Origin of the sequence: Nocardia otitidiscaviarum NBRC 14405 (assembly GCF_000308635.1) — a bacterium.
Lineage (GTDB): Bacteria > Actinomycetota > Actinomycetes > Mycobacteriales > Mycobacteriaceae > Nocardia > Nocardia otitidiscaviarum.
Genome location: NZ_BAGD01000046.1, coordinates 40,413 through 61,635 on the forward strand (window position 1 = coordinate 40,413; position 21,223 = coordinate 61,635).

At 69.9% G+C, this 21,223-nt stretch carries 19 protein-coding genes; 7 read left to right on the plus strand and 12 right to left on the minus strand.

The window, feature by feature from the left end; genetic code table 11:
• Positions 1 to 71: 71 nt before the first annotated feature.
• Positions 72 to 1,355: an ATP-dependent Clp protease ATP-binding subunit ClpX gene (gene clpX / locus ON31_RS08385; RefSeq protein ID WP_029927070.1), complete on the plus strand. Its 1,284-nt coding sequence runs from the start codon at positions 72 to 74 to the stop codon at positions 1,353 to 1,355.
• Between the two features lie 101 nt (positions 1,356 to 1,456).
• Here clpX and ON31_RS08390 read toward each other — a convergent pair whose 3' ends face one another.
• The 6 genes from ON31_RS08390 to ON31_RS36210 all read right to left on the minus strand — a co-directional run bounded on the left by ON31_RS08390 (position 1,457) and on the right by ON31_RS36210 (position 8,771).
• The gene (locus ON31_RS08390) at positions 1,457 to 2,032 is read right to left on the minus strand and encodes a carboxymuconolactone decarboxylase family protein (protein ID WP_039811185.1); all 576 of its coding nucleotides are present in this window, start codon (positions 2,030 to 2,032) and stop codon (positions 1,457 to 1,459) included.
• 327 nt (positions 2,033 to 2,359) lie between these two features.
• A complete protein-coding gene (locus tag ON31_RS08395; protein ID WP_051036980.1) occupies positions 2,360 to 2,929 on the minus strand; it encodes a hypothetical protein in 570 nt (189 codons plus the stop codon).
• Positions 2,930 to 3,038: 109 nt separating this feature from the next.
• Entirely contained in the window at positions 3,039 to 3,407 is a 369-nt protein-coding gene (locus ON31_RS08400; protein ID WP_039811187.1) for a nuclear transport factor 2 family protein, read from the minus strand.
• A 74-nt stretch (positions 3,408 to 3,481) separates the two neighbouring features.
• Positions 3,482 to 4,318 (minus strand): formate dehydrogenase accessory sulfurtransferase FdhD, encoded by an 837-nt coding sequence (gene fdhD / locus ON31_RS08405; RefSeq protein WP_039811190.1) that lies wholly within the window; start codon positions 4,316 to 4,318, stop codon positions 3,482 to 3,484.
• Positions 4,311 to 6,635, minus strand: a complete 2,325-nt coding sequence (locus ON31_RS08410) for an FdhF/YdeP family oxidoreductase (RefSeq protein WP_039811191.1) — start codon at positions 6,633 to 6,635, stop codon at positions 4,311 to 4,313. Before ON31_RS08410 ends, fdhD begins: the two co-directional genes overlap by 8 nt.
• 363 nt (positions 6,636 to 6,998) lie before the next feature.
• Positions 6,999 to 8,771 (minus strand): FHA domain-containing protein, encoded by a 1,773-nt coding sequence (locus ON31_RS36210; protein WP_039811195.1) that lies wholly within the window; start codon positions 8,769 to 8,771, stop codon positions 6,999 to 7,001.
• 235 nt (positions 8,772 to 9,006) lie between these two features.
• Here ON31_RS36210 and ON31_RS08420 point away from each other — a divergent pair, with 235 nt between their 5' ends.
• Together ON31_RS08420 and ON31_RS08425 are read left to right on the plus strand one after the other, a co-directional pair.
• Positions 9,007 to 9,429: a hypothetical protein gene (locus tag ON31_RS08420; protein ID WP_147287076.1), complete on the plus strand. Its 423-nt coding sequence runs from the start codon at positions 9,007 to 9,009 to the stop codon at positions 9,427 to 9,429.
• Between the two features lie 64 nt (positions 9,430 to 9,493).
• Positions 9,494 to 10,330: a patatin-like phospholipase family protein gene (locus tag ON31_RS08425; RefSeq protein WP_051036981.1), complete on the plus strand. Its 837-nt coding sequence runs from the start codon at positions 9,494 to 9,496 to the stop codon at positions 10,328 to 10,330.
• Positions 10,331 to 10,516: 186 nt separating this feature from the next.
• On the opposite strand, the gene ON31_RS08430 is transcribed toward ON31_RS08425, so the two are convergent.
• Entirely contained in the window at positions 10,517 to 12,055 is a 1,539-nt protein-coding gene (locus tag ON31_RS08430) for a glycerol-3-phosphate dehydrogenase/oxidase (RefSeq protein WP_039811203.1), read from the minus strand.
• Positions 12,056 to 12,080: 25 nt separating this feature from the next.
• Positions 12,081 to 12,665, minus strand: coding sequence for a TetR/AcrR family transcriptional regulator (locus ON31_RS08435; protein ID WP_039811206.1), 585 nt, complete (start codon positions 12,663 to 12,665; stop codon positions 12,081 to 12,083).
• Positions 12,666 to 12,783: 118 nt separating this feature from the next.
• Between ON31_RS08435 and ON31_RS08440 the strand changes: the two genes are divergently transcribed.
• Together ON31_RS08440 and ON31_RS08445 are read left to right on the plus strand one after the other, a co-directional pair.
• On the plus strand, positions 12,784 to 14,361 hold the full coding sequence (locus ON31_RS08440; RefSeq protein WP_085996358.1) for an FAD-binding oxidoreductase: 1,578 nt from the start codon (positions 12,784 to 12,786) through the stop codon (positions 14,359 to 14,361).
• Positions 14,358 to 15,296 carry a diacylglycerol/lipid kinase family protein gene (locus ON31_RS08445; protein ID WP_039811211.1) on the plus strand — a complete coding sequence of 313 codons (939 nt, stop codon included), beginning with the start codon at positions 14,358 to 14,360 and terminating at the stop codon, positions 15,294 to 15,296. The genes ON31_RS08440 and ON31_RS08445 overlap by 4 nt, the downstream gene beginning before the upstream one ends.
• A gap of 90 nt (positions 15,297 to 15,386) precedes the next feature.
• On the opposite strand, the gene ON31_RS08450 is transcribed toward ON31_RS08445, so the two are convergent.
• The 4 genes from ON31_RS08450 to ON31_RS08465 all read right to left on the minus strand — a co-directional run bounded on the left by ON31_RS08450 (position 15,387) and on the right by ON31_RS08465 (position 19,432).
• On the minus strand, positions 15,387 to 16,208 hold the full coding sequence (locus ON31_RS08450; protein ID WP_051036985.1) for a PaaX family transcriptional regulator C-terminal domain-containing protein: 822 nt from the start codon (positions 16,206 to 16,208) through the stop codon (positions 15,387 to 15,389).
• Between the two features lie 166 nt (positions 16,209 to 16,374).
• Positions 16,375 to 17,586, minus strand: a complete 1,212-nt coding sequence (locus tag ON31_RS08455) for a saccharopine dehydrogenase family protein (RefSeq protein ID WP_039811216.1) — start codon at positions 17,584 to 17,586, stop codon at positions 16,375 to 16,377.
• Between the two features lie 8 nt (positions 17,587 to 17,594).
• Complete coding sequence (locus ON31_RS08460; protein WP_039811251.1) at positions 17,595 to 18,611, minus strand: alpha/beta hydrolase family protein; 1,017 nt, start codon at positions 18,609 to 18,611, stop codon at positions 17,595 to 17,597.
• A 149-nt stretch (positions 18,612 to 18,760) separates the two neighbouring features.
• Complete coding sequence (locus ON31_RS08465; RefSeq protein WP_255222022.1) at positions 18,761 to 19,432, minus strand: AAA family ATPase; 672 nt, start codon at positions 19,430 to 19,432, stop codon at positions 18,761 to 18,763.
• Positions 19,433 to 19,619: 187 nt separating this feature from the next.
• Here ON31_RS08465 and ON31_RS08470 point away from each other — a divergent pair, with 187 nt between their 5' ends.
• Complete coding sequence (locus ON31_RS08470; protein ID WP_039811218.1) at positions 19,620 to 20,648, plus strand: NAD(P)/FAD-dependent oxidoreductase; 1,029 nt, start codon at positions 19,620 to 19,622, stop codon at positions 20,646 to 20,648.
• A 210-nt stretch (positions 20,649 to 20,858) separates the two neighbouring features.
• A partial coding sequence (locus ON31_RS08475; protein ID WP_157533618.1) for a class I tRNA ligase family protein occupies positions 20,859 to 21,223 on the plus strand: 365 nt, incomplete at its 3' end.

The window sequence follows — 21,223 nt, forward strand, 5'->3', positions numbered from 1 at the left end:
CTGGATAGGTGGCAGGCTCCGGCAGCCGAGACAGACGGTTGCACGCGGACAAGGAAGTAGGGACCCAGGAGATGGCGCGCATCGGTGATGGCGGCGATCTGCTCAAGTGCTCGTTCTGTGGGAAGAGCCAGAAGCAGGTCAAGAAGCTCATTGCGGGACCGGGGGTGTACATCTGCGACGAGTGCATCGATCTGTGCAATGAGATCATCGAGGAGGAACTCGCCGAATCGAGCGAGGTCAAACTCGACGAGCTCCCGAAGCCCACGGAGATCCGGGACTTCCTCGAGCAGTACGTGATCGGGCAGGATGCCGCCAAGCGCAATCTCGCCGTGGCCGTGTACAACCACTACAAGCGGATCCAGGCGGGCGACAAGGGCCGCGACCCCCGGGGTGAACCGGTCGAGTTGGCCAAGTCGAACATTCTCATGCTGGGCCCGACCGGTTGCGGCAAGACCTATCTGGCGCAGACGCTGGCCAAGATGCTGAACGTGCCGTTCGCCATCGCCGACGCCACCGCGCTCACCGAGGCCGGATACGTCGGCGAGGATGTCGAGAACATTCTGCTGAAGCTCATCCAGGCCGCCGACTACGACGTGAAGCGCGCCGAGACGGGCATCATCTACATCGACGAGGTCGACAAGATCGCCCGCAAGTCGGAGAACCCCTCCATCACCCGCGATGTGTCGGGTGAGGGTGTGCAGCAGGCGCTGCTGAAGATTCTCGAGGGCACGCAGGCGTCGGTGCCGCCGCAGGGCGGCCGCAAGCATCCGCATCAGGAATTCATCCAGATCGACACCACCAATGTGCTGTTCATCGTGGCGGGTGCGTTCGCGGGGCTGGAGAAGATCGTTCAGGATCGAATCGGCAAGCGTGGTATCGGTTTCGGCGCCGAGGTGCGCTCCAAGGCCGAGGTCGATACCACCGATCACTTCGCCGAGGTGATGCCGGAGGATCTGATCAAGTTCGGTCTCATCCCGGAATTCATCGGCCGGCTGCCCGTGGTCGCGTCGGTCACCAACCTGGACAAGGAATCGCTGGTCCGGATTCTGGCCGAGCCGAAGAACGCACTCGTCAAGCAGTACGTGCGGCTGTTCGAAATGGACGGCGTGGACCTGGAATTCACCCAGGATGCCCTGGAAGCCGTTGCCGACCAGGCGATTCTGCGCGGTACCGGCGCGCGTGGCCTGCGCGCCATCATGGAGGAGGTCCTCCTGCCGACCATGTACGACATCCCCAGCCGCGATGACGTGGCCAAGGTCGTCGTCACCGCCGACACCGTCAACGACAATGTGCTGCCGACCATCGTGCCGCGCAAGCGCCAGCAGGGTCCGGAGCGCCGCGAGAAGTCGGCCTAGGACGCCTCGGGTTCCTCCCGGATCCCAGAAAACCGCCAAAACCACCGGTGGCCCCGCGATCGTCGCGGGGCCACCGTGCCGTGTACGGCCGGGGCCGAAGGTCAGTCCCGTGCCCACGGGACGCGGCAGGCGTCCCGGCTGAACCCCTGGTCGGTGATGCCCAGTGCGTGATACGTGCGGGAGCGGGAGTTCTCCAGCGCGATCTGGTAGGTCAACTCCATGACACCCGCGGTCCCGAAGCGTCGCTTCAGGTCCGTGACCTGCTCGTCGGTGACGGTGGGCGGGGTGGCGGTCATGGCGTCGGCGTAGGCGATGGCGGCGCGCTCGTCCGCGCTGTAGTGCGGGGAGGTCGCGAACTCGTCGATGTGCTGGAGCTTGTCGATATCCAGGTCGGAATGCTTCATGAGCATGGTGCCGAAGTCCACGCACCAGGAGCAGCCGACGGTGGACGCCACCCGGAAGACCGCGATCTCGCGGACGGCGGCGGGCAGTTGCGTGGACGCCTTCTCCACCATCGTCTCGTGCACGCCCGCGGCCCGCATCAGCTTCGGATGGTTCGCCAGTACCGCGAACGGTTCCGGCACCTCGCCGAAGCGGCGCTTGCTGTACCGGTAGGCGATACGCGTGAGCAGACCGGCCTGCTGCGGCGTGACGGTGGGAATTCGGGTGCTACCCATGACGGCCTCCTTCGATCCGTGGGATGGTGCTGTCCCTTGGACGAGGTGGACCCGCCGAACGTGACGGGTCGCCGCGGGTGACTCGGCTCACGGTGTCACGAGGTTGGTGGCAGAAGCTCCATCATGGGTCTCCTGTCGGTCGGAATCGGTGACGATCGGGGGAGCGATCGCGCCCGTTTCGAGAATCGCCGTTGACTCTCCTGGTTCGCCTTTGAACCTTCATTCCTGCTTCGGAAATCGGCGCTCGCGCTACACCTGTTACGACGGTGCGGCCGGAGAGAATTCATCGCACCCGACGCGAGTTTCCGACGAGGTGCGCGGGGCCGGTCAGCGCGGCGGGCGGGTGCCCTGGCCGCGGGTGTGCCGGGTGCTGCGCCGCTGTGGAAAACGCAGGGTGAAGGGGGCGGGCTCGGGCACCGGATGGCGTTCGCGCGGGGCCACGAACACGCAGGCCACGCCGAGCGCGGGAATCAGGATCAGGGAGACGGCGCTGAGTACCGCGCTGACGCCGCTCAGTTCATCGGGCCAGTGGGTGAGGTGATACAGCAGATGCGGCAGACCGAATACCGCCCAGGCCACGCCCGCCACCCGCGCGACCATGCTGTCCATCAGATACAGGGCGGCCAGCGCCACCACGGCCAGCGCGAGGAAGAACGCGCCCACATCGGCGGCCAGATGATGGTTGTACGGCCCGTCCACGCTCACCCAGCGCATTCCGAAACCCGGGAAGCTGTCGTACCAGGAACGCGGGGCCAGCACCGCCCACAGGCCGGTCAGCAGCCCGATGAAGGCGAGGATGCCAAGCACGATGCGCAGGGCCAGCCACCGACGGCGGTTCACATCCAGGCGCATGCGCACCCGGAGACCGTCCCCGGTGCCGCGCAACGAGATTCGCATCGTGCCCTCCCGCCCCAGGTCGAATCGGTGGCGATGCTGATCACGGTAATTCGGTGGGCGGGAGGGGGCAAGGGATGTCAGGTCTCGGATCTATTCCACGACCATGTCGCTATTCCATGACCATGTCGTCGGGACCCCAGTAGGCGCGCATGGCGACGATCTTGCCCGCGTCGTCGAATTCCATGGTGTCGATGGCCGACAGCGTCATCCGCTTGTCGCCGTAGACGGCGGTGAGGGTGAAGGAGGCCGCGGCGCAGTTGCCGGCGACCCGGACGGCGTGCAGTTCGGTACTGCGCTGGTCGGCGCTGTCGAGTGCGGCGTAGAGCTCGCGGATGGCGTCGTGGCCCACCCGGGTCGGGGTGCCGATCGGGTCCTCGACGGTGGCCTCGGGTGCGTAGAGGGCGATGATGTCGTCGGTGGGTCCGGTGGCGACCAGCTTCAGATACTGTTCGACCACGTCGCGGGGCTGCGCTGCCATGAGAACTCCCAGGAAAGTGGAACGTGTTCTAGGTTCGTACTGTAGGTCGCAGCGTAGCAGTGCGGCGGCGGTGGTCACACCGTGCGGCTCGATGAGTGAACATCGTCGATGCGCTCGATTCCGGTGTAGACGTTCATCGAGTCACCGCGCAGGAATCCGACCAGGGTCAGCCCGGCGTCCTCGGCCATGTCCACCGCCAGGGAACTGGGGGCCGAGACCGCGCACAGCAGCGGGATGCCCGCCATGGCGGCCTTCTGCACCAGCTCGAAGGAGGCGCGCCCGCTCACCATGAGTACCAGATCGTGTGCGGGCAGCCGATTCTCGCGCAGCGCCCAGCCGATCACCTTGTCCACGGCATTGTGGCGGCCGACATCCTCGCGCACGGCCAGTGCGGTGCCGTCGGCGGTGAACAGACCGGCCGCGTGCAGGCCGCCGGTGGCATCGAAAACCGTCTGCCGGGAACGCAGTTCGCCGGGCAGGGTGGTGAGGACGGTGGTCTTCACCGAGAGGCCCGCGGCGGGAATCGGGAACGGCAGCCGGGTGCGCACCTCGTCGAGCGCCGTCTTGCCGCAGAGCCCGCACGAACTGTTGGTGAGGAAGTTGCGCGGCCGCGCCGGAACCGGGTGGCGCAGGCGGATATCGAGCACATTGTAGGTATTGCGGCCGTCGGCGTCGGTGCCCGCGCAGTAGCGGGCGGTGACGATATCGGCGGCGGCGGTGATCAGGCCCTCGCTGAACAGGAAACCGTGCACCAGATCGATGTCCGCGCCCGGGGTGCGCATGGTGACCGTGAGCGACCGGCCGTCGACGCGGATCTCCAGCGGTTCCTCCACGGCCACGGAGTCCGGACGCCGCACCACCCCGGTGGGGGAGATGCGCATGGTCTTGCGGCGGGCGGTGACTCTACTCATGCGGGTGCCGATGGCGTTCGAGCCGAATCGTGATCGCCTTGGAGACCGGGGTATTGGACCGCCGGGCGACATGGTCGAGCGGGACGAGCGGATTGGTTTCGGGATAGTAGGCCGCCGCGTTGCCGCGCGGCGTGGAGTAGGCGACCAGGCGGAAACCGGATACGCGCCGTTCCTGCGGCGCGGCATCGGGTGTCGCGGGGTTGGTCCATTCGGAGACGAGGTCCACGAGTTCATCCTCGACGAAACCGAGAGCGGCGATGTCCTCGGCATTGAGCAGGACGACCTTGCGGCCGTTGTGGATACCACGATAGCGGTCGTCGAGGCCGTAGATGGTGGTGTTGTACTGATCGTGGCTGCGCAGCGTCTGCAGGATGAGGCGGCCCTCGGGGACGGGCAGCCAGTGCAAGGCGTTGGTCGCGAAATTGGCCTTACCCGTCGCGGTCCGGAACTCGCGAGCGTCACGAGGCGGATGTGGAAGCTGGAAGCCATTGCGGCCCCGAACTTTTCGATTGTACTCGGCGCAGCCGGGCACCACCCGGGCGATGGCGTCGCGAATGCGGTCGTAGTCGCGCCGGAACTGCTCCCACGGCACCGGATGCTCGGGGCCGAACAACTCCCGCGCGAGTTCGCACACGATGGCGACCTCGCTGCGCAGGTGCTCGCTCACCGGCGTCAACCGGCCGGTGGACAGGTGCACCATGGACATGGAGTCCTCCACCGAAACCTGTTGGCGCTTACCGTCCTGCAGATCGTCGTCCGTGCGGCCCAGGGTGGGCAGGATCAGCGCGGTCCGGCCGTGCACCACATGGCTGCGGTTGAGTTTCGTGGAAACCTGCACGGTGAGCTCACAATTGCGCAGCGCCGCCTCGGTGACGTCGGTATCGGGGGTGGCGGAGGCGAAATTGCCGCCCATGCCGAAGAAGACCTTCGCCCTGCCGTCGCGCATGGCGCGAATGGCCGCCACCGTATCCCAGCCGTGCCGGCGCGGGCTGGTGATGCCGAATTCGGCGTCCAGCGCCGCCAGGAAGGTCTCCGGCATCTGCTCCCAGATGCCCATGGTGCGATCGCCCTGCACATTGGAGTGACCGCGCACCGGGCAGACGCCCGCGCCCGGCTTGCCGATCATGCCGCGCAACAGCAGCAGATTGGTGGCCTCCTCGATGGTGGCGACACCGTGCACCTGCTGGGTGAGGCCCATGGCCCAGCACACGATGGTGGCCTTCGACTCGGCCAGCAGGCGGGCCGTGCGTTCCAGCTGCTCGCGGGTGAGACCGGTGGCCTGCTCCACCACGCCCAGATCGACGGCGCGCATATGCTTCTCGTATTCCGCGAAACCCGCCGTATGGGCGTTGACGAAGGTGCGGTCGACCACGGTGCCCGGCGCGCGATCCTCGGCCTCGAACAGCAGCTTGCCCAGGCCCTGGAACAACGCCATATCGCCGCCGAGCCGGATCTGCAGGAAATCGTCGGCGATCTCGACGCCGGTGGTGAAACCCTTGACCGTCTGTGGGTCACGGAAGCCGATGAGACCGGTCTCCGGCAGCGGATTCACCGCGATGATCCGCGCGCCGTGGGCCTTGGCCTCCGCGAGCGAGGACAGCATGCGCGGATGGTTGGTGCCGGGATTCTGCCCGGCGATCAGGATCAGGTCGGCGTGGGCGAAATCGTCGATGGTGACCGAACCCTTGCCGATGCCGATGGACGAGGTGAGCGCCGCGCCCGAGGACTCGTGGCACATATTCGAGCAGTCCGGCAGATTGTTCGTGCCGAGGCTGCGAGCCAGCAGCTGGTACAGGAACGCCGTCTCGTTGGAGGTGCGGCCGGAGGTGTAGAAGACCGCCTCGTCCGGGGTGGACAGACCACGCAGGGTGTCGGCGATGAGACGGTAGGCGTCGTCCCAGGAGATGGGGGAGTAGTGCTCGTCGCCGGGGCGCAGCACCATGGGCTCGGTGATGCGGCCCTGCTGGCCCAGCCAGTAGCCGGACTTCTCGGCGAGATCGCGCAGGGAGTGCTCGGCGAAGAACTCCGGGGTGACGGTGCGCAGTGTCGCCTCCTCGGCCACCGCCTTCGCGCCGTTCTCACAGAATTCGGCCACCCGGCGCGTACCCGTGGGGTCCGGCCACGCACAGCTCGGACAGTCGAATCCGTGGCGCTGGTTCAGGCGGGACAGGGTGCGGGCGGTGCGGACCACCCCCATCTCCTCGACCGCGCGCTCCAGGGCCACGGTCACCGCCCGCACACCCGCCGCCTGCGTCTTCGGCGGGCTGACGGTCAGTTCGGCCTCATCGATGTCCTGTTTCGGCGCGGCGCGATGCATGCGGCCATTGTCCTCTTCCGCGCGGGGACCGCCGGAATCGGGGGCATCGGCGTGCCGGGGGTGACGGGCCAGACCCGAGGACTCCCGATCGGGTACGACGGGTCACGGCGCGACCGATCTCGACGGCGGGCGGTGGTGGCTGTCGGCGCGGTCTGGGTGCTGCTCGGGTCCGAACAGACACGGACCACCGTGATCGGCGGTGCCGTACTCGGCGCCGCTACCGGAATCGCGGCGGCCGTGGCGTGCCGCCGACCCGGCCGCCGTCGCCGCTATCCGCGCATCACTCGGCCTCGAGACCTGTTGCGGGAGCCGCGATCCGGGCGAGGAGCGTGGATGGCGGTCAGCTGCCGATCGAGGTTCGCGTCAGCGTCGTTGCGGGCGAAGGGGTTCGGTGCTGTAGGTGAGGATGCGGTCGGCGATGCGCAGGCTCCAGCCCGGCTGCAATTCCATCGGCTGCGCACCCAGCCGAATCCAGTCCTCCGCGCGCGGGGGCGCGATGTAGGTACCGCCCGGGGTGGCGGCGTCCTGTACGAAAACCCCCGCGCCCTCGATGAACACCCGCGCGTGCACCCGCGAGATGTGCCGGTCGCCGGTGAGGGCGATGGGGGAGGCCGCCGCCCGGCGCACCGCCTCGTCGACCATGGGATCGCGGCCGATCACATACGGGCGATCCAGCGGATAGGACGCACCGCCCGACATGGTGAGCGCGCCGAGCGGTTCGGCCAGCACTGTCGTTTCCGGCGCGGGCTGTCGCGGCGGCTCAACCGCCTGGGCCGACCACGCCTTGGGCACGACCCAGGGTTTCGCCGCCGGTACCGGGTGTGCGGGTTCGGCCGGTGCCGAATGCGCCTGCCGCTGAGCGGCTTCCAGCGCGGGATGCGGGTCGTGTCGTGCGGCGTCGTGCGGTCCGGGCGTGGGATGTGGGCTCTGCCGTGCGGCGTCGGGCGCTCCGGGCGCGGGATGTGGTTCGTGTCGTGCGGGCTCGGGTGTCGTTGGCTCGGGCCGTGACTGCGGCCGCGTGGGCTTTCCCTGCTTCGGGGCGAGCCGCGCCTGCTGGGCCGAATCGGCCGCCGGTTCGGCGGAATCCGGGCCGTCGGCGTCCTCCATGGCGGCCGCCCGGGCGTCGAACGGTGCGGTACGCGGAGGCTCGGCTGACGGGGAAGCCTCCGTCCCACGCTTCGGTCGGTCGGATGCGGAGCGCTCGGAACGTGCGGGTTTCGACGTGGCCTCGGACTCGCCGCGTGCGGCACCGGCCTGCGGTGTCGCGGGTTGCGCGGCGGCCGATCGCTTGCCCAACATGACTGTGGGCGGCGGACTCTCGGCGGGCGGACGGTCCGGATCGGGCCGGTCACCGGAGAGTTGGGTGGCGGCGTGCGCGGCGGGAGGAATGTCGCTGCCCGGTCGGATCTTCGGTCCGGAGGAGCGTGCGGAATCCGCTCTGGACACCGGCGACGACGGTGCGGGGGATCCGGTGGCCAGCGGTGTGGTGGCGGCCGGATTGGGGATCGTGCGTTCGGGATAGCCGGTGCGCGACACCCCTCGCTCGGGCGGCTGGCGCACCGCTCGGTCCGCTGACGGGGCAGCCTCCTCGCTGCCGCTGCCGCTGCCGCTGCCGCTGCCGCTGCCGCTGCCGCTGCCGCTGCCGCTGCCGCTGCCGCTGCGGTGACGGGCGGGGGCGTGCAGGATGAAGCCGCCGCCGGGGGCGATGCCGGAGCGGAGGTCGGTGTGGGGGATCTCGGTGGTGGTGTCGTCGGTGCCGACCGTGATGCGGCGGACGGGGTCGCGGATGATTTCGTCGGTCCAGGTCATGGCGCGGTCGCCGGAGAGTTCGCGAGCGCCCTCCGGGCCGTCCACCACCGCCCGGACCTGGCCGCGCAGCAGGATCAGCAAGCCGTCGGAGGTCGGCGCGACCACTCCGAACGACGGCGACTGCGCCGATCCACCCGCGAAGATCGCCGCGGCCAGGCGCTGGGCGATGGCGACACCCGGATCGGCGGCCCCGGCCGCTGCCTCGGCCGCCCCGAGAATCCGCTCGGTGGACGGTGTCGCACCGGTGAGGAACAGCACCACGCTTCCGAATCGCGCGATCAGCCCGTCTCCCCGCGACAGCGCCACCGTGGACGGAATACGACCCATTGCGCGCCTCCTCTCCCCTGGCGCATCGGATACCGCTGCCCAGAATAGGACGTTCCCCCGGTCGAGGGGACGTCTCGATCCGTCCCATGGACGCCGTCCACCCGCCGCAGCGAACTTCCAGTGGCCTTTCCGGACGAATTGAGCGTGTTTCGATGCGCCGTGACGTGGCACACGCGACGATCGACGCAGATCGTCGGCGCACCCGGCGTCGACTCGGTACGACGAGGACTGCTCCATGCGCATGACCACGGGAAACCGAGAATCCACCCGCCCGCTCATCGCGGTGGGGGCGGGCTGTGCGGCCCTGGCCGCCACCCTGCTCACCACGCCCACCGCGGCCGCCACCGCCACTCGCATCGGTGTCGAACCGAGTATCAGCTTCGGTTCGGCGACCAGCTACGGGGCCGGATGCACCTATCCGGTGAACGTGTACGTGGACGATCCGGTGACGCCGGTCGTCATCTACGACAACGGGGTGGCGTTCGCCGTGGTCCGGCCGTCCGGAGCGATCGCCACCGGACACTGGACCCCGGCCGCGCCGGGAGAACACCGGTTGCAGGCCATCCAACCCAATGCCGGGGGCGACGTGGTGCCCTACGTCGACCTCACGGTGGGCGTCGGGCTCAACTCCGGATCCGGCTGCATCGTCACCCACTAGTGGGGGAATAGGCTCCGCACGTCGACAGCTGTGTCTTGGCATACGGCAGGCGAGAGGAGTCCACATGGCAGGCGGACGCGCACTGGTGCTCGGGGGCGGCGGCGTCGCCGGAATCGCATGGCAGAACGGAGTGCTCGTCGGGCTCGCCGATGCGGGCGTGGTGGTGACCGACGCCGACCTGCTGGTCGGAACGTCGGCTGGCGCCAATGTGGCGGCGCAGATCAGCAGCGGGCTGTCACGAGAAGAGTTGTACCGCAGGCAGATCGACGCGCGAGTACAGAGCCGGGAGGTGCTGCCGCCCGGGAATCCGCTCACCGAACTCACCGCCGCGCGGGCCGCCATCGCGGCCGAAATCGACGATCCGGCGGAAATACGCAGGAGGGTGGGGGCTTTCGCGCGCGCCTCACGAACCGTTCCGGCGCAGGTGCGGCGGGCCGTTGTGGAAAGCCGCCTGCCCGTGCTCGAATGGCCGCAGCGGCGACTGCTGGTGATCGCGGTCGATGCGGTGAGCGGGGAGCCACAAGCGTTCGATCGGAATTCCGGGGTGTCGCTGGTGGACGCGGTGACGGCGAGTTCGGCGGTGCCGGGGGTGTGGCCGGTGGTTGAGATCGGGGGTGCGCTGTACACCGATGGCGGGGTTCGCAGCACCACCAACGCCGATTACGCGCGAGGATGCGCACGGGTGCTGATACTCGCGCCGCTACCCGTCTGGCCCCTGGACGATGAGGTGGCGGAATTGGTCACTGGTGGGGCGCGGGTGGAGGTCATCGCGCCGGACGATGCTTCGGTAGTGGCGTTCGGGGAGAACCCGTTGGATCCGGACTGCCGGGTTGCGGCGGCGAAAGCCGGGCGGGCGCAGGGGGAAGCGGAGGCCGAGCGGATCGGTCGATTGTGGAAGTGAGGGTTCGGGCGAAAACCGGTCCCACGCCCGAAGAAGCGGGCGGCGGGGCGAACCCGACCGCTCGGCGGGGCGCCGAGCGGGGATGTCGAGTACGGCTGTCCATGGTCGGCCGAGCGCGGGATGTCGAGCGTGGCGCCCGCGCGGTCGGCCGAGTACGAGTGTCCGAGGGCGGCGTTTCCGTTCCGGTCAGGCGAAGGCGGCTTTCGCGGCGGGTTCGGCGGCGGAGCGGGCCTCGGGGACGAGGCCGATTCGGGTGCGGCGGTCGAGCAGGTCGGCCGGGGTGAGGGCGGCCTCGTGGGTGGTGGCGAAGGCGAATTCGGCGGCGGTGACGTCCAGGCCGGGGGCCACCGGGGCGGCCAGGTCGGGGTTGGCCTCGGTCAGGGCGAGGACGGCGGGGGCCTCGGAGCCGTAGCGTTCGATGAGGTCGGGAGTGGCGGGGATGCGGTCGCGGGCCGCGCCGGAGACGGCTCCGACCAGGGGCAGACGCCGGGTGCGGCACGGGCGGGCGGTGAGTCCGCGGTGGGTGAGGACGGCGTCCACGGTGTCCTCGGCCATCTTCCGGTAGGTGGTCAGTTTGCCGCCCACGACGGTGATGACGCCGGAGGGGGAGGGCAGCACCGCGTGCTCGCGGGAGATGTCGGCGGTGGCATCGTCGGCGGTGCGCAGCAGGGGCCGCAGGCCCGCGAAGGTGCCGCGAATATCGCCGCGGGTCAACGGTTCCCGCAGCACGGTGTTGACCGTGTCGAGCAGGAAGTCGATCTCGGCGTCGGTGGCGTGCGGCACGTCGGGGACGGGGCCGGGCGCTTCCTCGTCGGTGAGGCCCAGATAGACCCGGCCGTGGGCGGCGGGGAAGGCGAAGACGAAACGGCTGATGCTGCCCGGAATCGGAATGGTGAGCGAGGCGTCGAGCCCGCCGAAGGACGCCGCGTCGAAAACCAGATGCGTACCGCGCGAAGGCCGCAGCTCGATACTCGAATCGACCTGATCGGCCCACACTCCGGTGGCATTGACCACCGCCCGCGCCCGCACGGACAGGGTTTCGCCGGTGAGCCGGTCGTGCAGCGTCGCCGCATCGCCGGTGACCCGCGTCGCCTCCACCCGGGTGAGCACCGACGCCCCGTGCAGCGCCGCCGTGCGCGCGATCGCCACCACCAACCGAGCATCGTCCACCAGCTGCCCGTCCCAGGCCAGCAGCCCGCCGCGCAAACCGTCCCGGCGCACCGTCGGAGCCAGGCGCAGCGCCTCCGCCGCCGCCACCCGGCGCGAGCGCGGCAGTACGGCCGCCGACGTTCCGGCCGTGCGGCGCAAGACATCTCCGGCGAGGAAGCCGGCCCGGATCAGGCCCTGCCGCGCCGCACCGATGCTCGGCAGCAGCGGCACCACCTGCGGTAGCGCCCGGGTCAGATGCGGAGCCGTGCGGGTGAGCAGGATGTGGCGCTCCACCGCACTCTCGTGCGCGATGCCGACCCCGCCGCTGGCCAGATACCGCAGCCCGCCGTGCACCAGTTTGGAACTCCACCGGCTGGTGCCGAAGGCCAGGTCGTGTTTCTCCACCAGGACCGTGCGCAGTCCGCGCGCGGCGGCGTCCAACGCCACGCCCGCACCGGTGATGCCGCCGCCGACCACCAGCACGTCGATCTCGCCGCCGTCACCCAGCGCCCGCAGCTCGCGCTCGCGCCGCTCGGCATTGAGCGCGGAGCTGGGCTGTGCCGAATTTCCGGTCATGACTTGGCCTTTCGAAGAGGGCGCACTAGCGCCCGGCGTGCGGGGTGAGATAGCTGTCGATGGCGTAGGCGAGTTCGGCGTCGAGATGGTCGGCGTCGAGGAACTGGGCGACCGTGCCCGCCGACTGCACCGCCGACTGGCTCATGAGCAGCAGCATGGTGGCCATCCGCTCGGGATCGCCGTCGCGAATGGAACCGTCGGCCTGCCCGGCCAGAATGCTGTCGGCGAACATCTCGATGAGCCGCCGCTGATTTCGGCCCAGTCGCTCGAACACGTAGGTGAGCATCACGTCGGTGTCGGCGCGAAAGATCTTGCTGAACAACGGGTTCTCCCGCACCGCCGCACCGCCGCCGACGATGGCCATGCACAGGCGCTCCCGCGAGTTGCCCTCGTCGGGTACGGCGCGGGCGACGATCTCGCGGAGCTCCCGCACCAGCAGGTCGGCCACCAGCGATCCGGTATCGGGCCAGCGGCGGTAGACGGTGGGGCGGCTCACGCCCGCCCGCCGCGCCACCTCGGTGAGGGTGGTGCGGCGTACTCCGAATTCGGCTACGCAGGCCCGCGCCGCGTCGAGGATCGCCCGATCGACGGCGGAGGACGGTTCGGTCATCGTGTCATCCCAGGTCCGTTACTGCTTGACAATCTATGTCAGACTGTAACGCATGGCCGACATGAAAGCACCCGCCGTATCCACCGGAAACCCGGGCGAGCCGGACGCTCGTCCGAGTATGGTGTGGGACGCCTGGGGCGCCCCGTCCGGACAGAAACCACTGCCGGAACAGATCCGGGGACTCCTGGCCCAGGTGTTCGGGGTGTCGGGTGAGCCGGTGGCCCGTCGCGATGAGGGCGACGTGCCACTGCGCGCCTCGGCGATCACGCCGGACCAGCGAGCCGGGCTGGTCGCGGTGGTCGGTGCGGACCACGTGTCGGTCGGCCACCGCGACCGACTCCGCCACGCGGGCGGCAAGAGCACCCCCGATCTGCTGCGCCGTCGCGCCGAGGGCCCGCAGGACGCGCCCGACGCGGTCGTCTTCCCGGCCGACCACGACGAAGTGCTCGCCGTCCTGGCCTACTGCGCCGACAACGGCATCGCGGTCGTGCCCTTCGGCGGCGGTACCAGCGTCGTCGGCGGCCTGGACCCGGTGCGCGGAGCCTTCCCGGTGGTGATCGCGCTCGATCTGCGCCGCCTCGACACCCTCACCGACGTGGACCCGGTCAGCGGCACCGCCACCCTGGGCGCCGGGCTCACCGGTCCGCGCGCCGAGGAACTGCTCGCCGCGCACGGACTCTCGCTCGGTCACTTCCCGCAGAGCTTCGAATTCGCCAGTATCGGCGGCTTCGCCGCCACCCGCTCCTCCGGACAGGCGTCGGCGGGCTACGGCCGTTTCGACGACATGATCCAGCGGCTGCGCATCGCCACCCCCGGCGGCAGCCTCGACCTGGGTCGCGCCCCCGCCTCGGCGGCCGGACCCGATCTGCGCGAACTCTTCGCGGGCTCCGAGGGCGCCCTGGGCATCATCACCGCCGTCACCCTGCGCGTCCATCCCGTACCGGAGACCACGGCGTACCAGGCATGGTCCTTCCCGGACTTCGGCACCGGCGCGAACGCGCTGCGCGGCGTGATCCAGACCGGCGCGGCCCCGACGGTGCTGCGCCTGTCCGACGAGGCCGAGACCGGACTCAACCTCGCCCGCGCCGGAGATATCGGTGGCGCGGCCGTGGGCGGTTGCCTGGCCGTCACCACCTTCGAGGGTAGCGCCGCGCACGTGGCCGCCCGGCGGGCCGAGGCCGAGGCGCTGTTCACCGCCGCCGGGGGCACCGCGCTCGGTGAGCGGCCCGCCGCCGAATGGGAGCACGGCCGCTTCTCGGCCCCCTACCTGCGCGACGCCCTGCTCGATGTCGGCATCCTCTGCGAAACCCTGGAGACCGCCACCAGCTGGTCCAACCTCGCCGAACTCAAGGCGAAGGTCACCGCCGCGCTGACCGATTCGCTCACCGCGCAGGGCACCCCGGCGCTGGTCATGTGCCATATCTCGCACACCTACCCGACCGGGGCCTCGCTGTACTTCACCGTCATCGCCAAACAGGCCGAGGATCCGCTCGGCCAGTGGGCAGCGGCCAAGCGGGCCGCCGGGGACGCCATCGTGGCCGCCGCGGGCACCATCACCCACCATCACGCCGTCGGCGCGGATCACCGCCCCTGGATGACCGACGAGATCGGCGATCTCGGCGTGCGGGTGCTGCGCGCGGTCAAACAGGCCGTTGACCCGTCCGGAATCCTCAACCCTGGGAAGCTGATTCCGTGAAAGAGATCCACTCGGTCGCCCTCGTGACCAATCCGATGTCCGGGCACGGCCGCGGTCTGGAGGTCGGGGCCGCCGCCGTCGCCCGCTTCACCACCCACGGGGTGCGGGTGCGGGAACTGTGCGGTGACTCCGCCGCGGACACCACCCGGCTGGTCCGTGCCGCCCTCGACGATCCGGAACACCGTCCCGACGTGGTGGTGAGCGCCGGCGGCGACGGCCTGACCTGCGTTGTGTTGCAAGCGCTCGCGGGCACCGGGGTACCGCTGGGGCTGGTGCCCGGTGGCACCGGCAACGATCTGGCCCGGCAGCTCGAGATCCCCGACGACACCGATGCCGCCGTGGACGTGGTGTTGGCCGGAAAGACCCGCCGGGTCGATCTGGGAACGGTCGAAACCGCCACCACCGGAGGCGAATCCGAACCGTTCTGGTTCGCCACGGTCACCGGCACCGGGCTCGACGCCCGGGTCACCCTGCGCGCCAACGACCTGCGCTGGCCCAACGGTCCGGCCCGCTACACGGTGGCCGCCCTGATCGAGCTGTTCCACGGGTTGGCCGTGCCGTACCGCATCGAGCTCGACGGCTCCCCGGACCATCCGGACGGGACCGCGGTCATCGACACCGACGCCATCATGGTCGCGGTGGGCAATACCAAAACCTATGGCGGCGGCATGCTCATCTGCCCCGACGCCGTGCTCGACGACGGTCTGCTCGATCTCACCGTGGTGGGATCCATGTCGCGGCTCCAGATGCTGAAGATGCTTCCGGCCCTGTCCTCGGGTAAGCGCATCGACCATCCGGCGGTCACCCAGTACCGCGCCGCCACCATTACCCTGACCGCTCCGGGTGCACCCGCTACGGCCGATGGAGAACCGGCCGGCATGCTTCCGGCGATCTTCCGCGCCCGGCCCGGCGCGCAGGCGGTGCTGGTGCCGTAACGGGTAGCCGGTAGCAGTGGCTGGAGCCATCGCAGGTGGCCGACTCCGGAGCCGGCGAGGTGGTGCGGTGGCGGCTTCACTGCCTCGCCGTCAGGGCGGCGATGTCGTCGCCGCGACCTCGCCGACCACCTCCGAATACCAGCGGAACAGGCGAATCTGCTGCGCTGGTTCGGATTTCCGCAGTTCCGCCCAGCACGCGGCGGTGCTCGCGCGGGCGGCCGTGCCGATCCACGGCTGCGGCAGCAGCTGCGGGGGCAGCAGCGGATCGGGCTCCACCGCGCGGGTGAACTCCGCGGCCAGGGCCACGGCGATGGTCAGCCGCCGGGTGTGCGCGGCCGTGCGCAGCTCGCGCAGGAAGCCCTCGGCGGTGGCGAGCAGGCGGCGGTGGCCGTCGGCGATGCGGTCCAGCGGCCACAGCCGGGCGGCGAGTTCACGCGGCTCGTGTACGCCGCCGACCCGGAGATCCGTACTCGTCGCGGTCGTGATGTTGGCGGTGACCCCGAGGTCGTCCGCGGCGGCGTGCAGGCGGTCCTCCCACGGATTGGCGCAGACGTACAGTCCGCCCTGGATCGGCGCGCCACCCAGTCCCACGATGGTGTCGCGCATGGCGTCACGGGCGTGGCGGGCCGACTCCGGAACGGCGAACGCGGCCAGATGCCAGACACCGTCCCAGGACACCTGCCCGCGGTCCTGCGCGTACATGAAGCGGATGAACTCCAGATCGGGTTCGATGGCGGCGCGGGTGGTCGCGGTGGCGTGCAGCACCGCCTTGCGCCCGCGCCCCTCCTGGACGAAACGCCCGTCGGCGGCCAGCCGCTTGATACAGAGCCGGACCTGCTGGTCGGTCATGCCGAGCGCATTGGCGACGTCGTACAGCTCCCCGGCGTCGATGGTCGCGTCCTCGCGGATCATGCTCTCGACCAGCGTGCGGGTGGAGACCTCCGGTTCGTGCGGCGCGGCCACGGGGTCACCTCCTGATCGGTGCGGCGATGCGCTCGGCCGTGCTGGCGATGGCGCTCGGCCATCCTCGCTCGTCCATCCTACGGTCGGCGCGGTTCCGATCGTCGGCGGCGGTACGCTATCCGGCCTCACGTTCGATCCGGTACAGCGGGGTGTCCGAGTCGCGGCCCAGCACCCGGTCCAGATCGGAGAAGAAGCGCACCGGGTCGATGGCGGTCTCGGGCGGATGCACGCCGGGTCGCAGCGCGGAGCCGTCGGCGAGTTGGGACATGCCCAGCGCCAACGGAATTCCGGTGGCGCGCGCCATATCGCCGAGCAGTCCGCGCGCCGGATCCGTCGCGGGCAGCGCCATGTTCAGACAGGCCAGCACCGTCAGCTCGCGACCGTGCGCCGACCCGGTGACGGCGGCGAAGAACGCCGGCAGCGTGCCGGGTCCCTTGGTGCGCAGCGCGATCGGCACGGATCGCAGCAGCCGGGACAGCGTGGGCTCGGCCAGGGCGCGCGCGGCGGTGTCGTTGGTGAGCCTGCCGCCGTCGATATCGCGGCGCAGCACCTCGAGGTAGGCGAGTGTCCACGGCGTGACGACCATGAGCGTGGCCGCGTCGCCGCTCGCCTTCAGACTGTGCCGCAGGGTGATCGGCTCCGGATGGCCGACGGTGTACGCGGTGCCGCGCCGTCCGCCGGGCAGCCGCAGGCTCGTGGGTGCGAGCGGTCGCCGGTCGGTGAGCCGTCCGGCCTCGACCACCCGGATCGTGCCGCTGCTCTGCTGCATCCAGTGCACGGCGGCGGCCGACGGGGTGCCGCCCGGGGGCAGCAGCAGATCCTTGTCCTCGGCATCCATGTCCACCGGCCACGCGGTGTACACGTCCCGCACGGTCTCCAGTTCGGCGGCGGCGACGGCGGCGAGCAGATTGCTCATTCCCGGGCTCGCACCCATGCCGATGATCGCGCACACCCCCTGGTCGCGGGCCTCGTGATCGAGTTCGAGCAGGCGTTCCGTCGGCTCCCAGTCATCGCAGATGTCGAGATAGTGGGTGCCGGTGGTGATGGCAGCGCGCAATACGGCGGGTCCGAAACGGTAGTACGGGCCAACGGTATTGAGCACCACGTCGGCGGCGGACAGGGCGCGCCGCAGCCGTTCGTCGTCGGTGACGTCCACCTCGATCGCCCGGATCGGCATGGGCGCGTAGGCGAGACGGTTCGCCAGCCGCCGGGCGGCGGCGAGATCGCGATCGGCGATGACGATCTCGTCGATATCGGGCAGGGTGACCGCGGTGTGGACGGCGGCGGCGCCCATGGCACCGGGACCGCCGAGGGCCAGAACTCGCATGGGAACTCCTATTCCGCCTGCGACACATAGCGTCGCAGATCCTCGAGATAGCCGGGCGCGTACAGGGCGCGCGGCGCGAAAACGGCCACCAGGAAGGCGCGGATCCCCTGCTCGTGGTCCAGCTTCGCGACGGCGATGCTGTGCGAGGCGTCCGGATACTTCCGGACGGTCAGCAGCCGGGGCGGCAGCGATGCGCGATAGACGCGTTCGGTTTCGGCGACGTCGACGTTCAGGTCCTCCGTGCCCAGCACGAGCAGTACGGGTACCCGGATCAGCGGCAGGGTCGGGGCAGCGTCCGACCGGTAGTTCTCGACGACGAAGTGCCACCGGTCGGCCGACATCGGCGACTCGTCGACGCCGGAGGCCACATACCGCTCGTGGGAGGCGTTCTCGCGCAACAGTCGCCGTACCTCGTCGCGTCGCCGATGCGCCCGCGCGATCTCGTCGTCGGACGCGCCGCGGTAGCGCAGTTCGGCGTCGAGGTTGTAGGCGCCCTGCCGCTGCCAGTCGATCGCGACCCCCACCGCGATGACGAAGCGCAGCTCGGGGTGTCGGACGGCCACCTCGGGCAGCACCCACCCGGCCTGGCTGATGCCCCACAGTCCGGTCCGCAGCGGATCGAGGTCACCGCGCTGCCGAGCCCAGGTGAGCGCGGCCTCGGTCTCGATCGCCCGGTCGTGCATGCTCTGCTCCAGCCAATTGCCCGGCGCGCCATCGACTCCCGGCTTGTTCCAGGACAGCGACGCATAGCCCGCCCGGGCGAAGGACTCCCAGATGGGGCGGTAGAAGCCGTTTCGATCGGCGGTGGCGGGGCCGTCGCCGTGGACGAAAACGACCAGACCATAAGGCGTTTCGCCGTGTTCGGGCAGCGCCAGGGTGGCCTGGAGCGGATGTGCCGCGCCGGGAATGGTCACCCGCTCCTCGCGGAAGGCGAAGTCGTGCCGGTAAACGATCCACGCACCTGCCGCCGCGATCAGCGTCAGCACGCAGCCGAATGCGATGACGGCCCGCCGTGTCTTGCTCACCACGCCTCCCGTTGACGATCCATGTAGATACTAACGACTTTAGAACGATCGTAATTAAAATGATAGATAAAGTCGCCGGGCAGCAGAGTGCCCCCGGACTTGCCGGGGGCACTCGACGAAGTGATCGATCGGGTCGGGCGGCGGTTGGGTCAGGCGGCGAAGGAGACCTCACGCAGTTCGGTCACCGTCCGGCGATCGAGGATCACCACCGAGGCAGGCTCGGGTCGCGGTTTCGTTCCGGCGGCGACGGCGTCCACCAGGCGTCGCCACTTCGCGCAGTGCACGCGGAAGCTCAGGGCGCTCACCTCGCGACCGCGCGAGACCTGCCCCGCCAGAGCCTGTTCCGCGGGGGCGTCGATCATGATCATGTGCACCTGCCGCCCCGCGGTGCGGGCCCAGAGCGCCACCAGATGGCGCACCCACTGTCGGGTGCCGCAGTCGTGAATGACCACCGGACCGTCCGCCCGGTGCAGTGCGGCGCGAATCCGAAGATAGTGCGTGACGTGCACGATCGGCAGCCACAGCGGGTAGGGGACAACACCCAGATATTGCTGCCACCAGTTGCGGGAGTGCTGGGAGTCCAGCAGAACCGTGCCGTCCGGTCCGGCGGCGGGGCGGACGGCATCGCTGGAGCAGCCGAACAGCCTGCGTAGCGCGGTGCTCTTGCCCGCGCCCGGAACCCCCGTGACGATGACGGCCGCCGTTGTGGGGTAACGCAATTCGCGAATCGGATGGCCGCGTAGGTCGTGCACCTCGAACGGGGCCATGCTGCGCGGATCGGGGGAGAGGTGTAGCGGACCGGATTCGAGCGGGGGGTTCACCCCTCCCAGAATCCGTGCTCGTTCCCCGTTCGGCAACCGGGAAAACCCTGAGTTCCGGAACCAGTTTCGCTGAGCGACAGGCACTTCGGGCGACGCGCCGGGGGAGACACACTGGCTACCGTCCGGTATCGTCCCGGAATCGGCAAAATAGTTTGCCGTTCTCGCCGGGTGGCGGCACGGTGGAGGCATGAGCGAAACGAATTACGACGTGCTGGTCATCGGTGGCGGCGCGGCGGGACTGTCCGCCGCCCTGCTCCTCACCCGATCCCGCCGCCGGGTCGCCGTGGTCGACGCGGGCGCGCCCCGCAACGCCCCCGCCGCCCACATGCACGGCTTCCTCTCCCGTGACGGCATGAACCCCCTGGATCTGCTCGCCGCCGGTCGCGCCGAGGTGGCCGGATACGGCGGCGAACTCATCGACGACCGGGTGGTCTCGGCCGAGCGCACCGGAACGGCGGACCGAGCCGGTCGAGCCGATGTCGGCCACGGGAGGCGCGACCGCGCCCCGGAGACCGGCGACCAGGCGGTGGAGTCCGCCGATGGTGGCTATCCCACCCCCGGGTTCACCGTGCACACGGCGGGCGGTCGCACCCTGCGTGCCCGCCGTCTGCTGGTGGCCTCCGGTCTGCGCGATGAGCTACCGCCGCTGCCGGGCCTGCGGGAACGGTGGGGCAGGGATGTCCTGCACTGTCCGTATTGCCACGGCTACGAGGTGGCCGATCAGCCGATCGGTCTGCTCGGCGCCGCGGAATCCGGACCCGCCGCCCGCTCGGTGCACCTGGCGCTCGCGCTACCGCAGTGGTCACGGGATCTGGTGTTCTTCCCGCACACCTTGGAACTCTCCGACGCCGACCGCGCCCGCATCACGGCCCGCGGGGCGCGCATCGTGGACGGCAAGGTGTCGGGTATCACCGTCGCCGACGACGCGCTGCGCGCGGTGGAACTCGCGGACGGCACCGCCGTGGCCCGCTCGGCGCTGTTCGTGGTGGCCGACATGATTCCGGACAACACCGTGCTGGACGCCCTGGGCTGTGAGCTGACCGACAGTGGTTTCGTCCGCACCGACGCCAACGGCCGGACCAGCGTGCCCGGGGTGTTCGCGGCGGGCAATGCGGCCGACCCCCGCCTGCAGGTGATCTCCGCCGCCGGTGCCGCCGCGGCCGTGGCCATCGCCGTCAACACCGATCTGGTGGAGGAGGACAGTGCTGTCGGGTGAGCCGGGAAATCCGCCCCGGATGCAACGTGGATGCAACGAAAGTTGGCCTAGCCTGGGCGATTCGGTCAAAACCTGAGAATTGCTTATGGATTCGGGAGAGCGGCCCGATTCGCCGGTAGTCTTGCTGTCGAGGGCGGGGCTTTCGGTGTCCCTCATCCGCCGAAAGCCCCGCTCTTCGGCTATCTCGAGGTCCTTCTTTAGAATCGCACGGTGACCAGCACAGCCTCTGAGAACTCGCGTAATCGTGCCGATGCCCTCCCCAAGAGCTGGAACCCCGGCGAAGTGGAGGCCGAGCTGTACGAGCGCTGGGTAGCCGCTGGTTACTTCACCGCCGACGCGAGCAGCGACAAGCCGCCGTACTCGATCGTCCTGCCGCCCCCCAATGTCACCGGCTCCCTGCACATGGGCCACGCCCTCGACCACACCCTCATGGACACCCTCACCCGCCGCAAGCGCATGCAGGGCTACGAGGTGCTGTGGCTGCCGGGCATGGACCACGCGGGCATCGCCACCCAGAGCGTGGTGGAGAAGCAGCTCGCGGCCGACGGCAAGACCAAGGAAGACTTCGGCCGCGA